The following is a 392-nucleotide window of genomic DNA, read 5'->3' on the forward strand; positions in this document are numbered from 1 at the left end:
CTCACCTCCCGGCTGTCTAGGGCTCGAGACCACCTTCAGAGGATTACACTTAATCCACACTTGGGGACCTTAACCTATCTCTGGGTTGTTCCCCTCCTGGTACACAGGCTTACCCCGCGCACCGGAATCCCCGCGTCAAACAGCGTCTGTAGGTTTGGAGTTTGACAGGTGTGCCGACTCCTCTCGGAGGCGGACACACCAATCGGTCGCTCTACCCCACAGACTACCTCGGCGGAGGTCATGCTTCGACATGTTTCGATTGGAACCAGCTGTTGCCGGACTCGATGGGCCTTTCACCCCTACACATAGATCACGAGAGGGTATTGTAGGACACCAACTCTAACAGACTTCCACGTGCCTTTCGGCACGCTTCATCTTGTCCATGCGTAGAT

1 rRNA gene is annotated in these 392 nt (G+C 55.6%); it reads right to left on the bottom strand.

Annotated elements, in window-relative coordinates:
- Positions 1–392, bottom strand: a 23S ribosomal RNA gene (locus tag FY251_RS22125); the annotation flags it as partial.

The sequence above is a fragment of the Haloferax sp. KTX1 genome (assembly GCF_902410085.1).
In the GTDB taxonomy this organism is placed as follows: Archaea; Halobacteriota; Halobacteria; order Halobacteriales; family Haloferacaceae; genus Haloferax; species Haloferax massiliensis.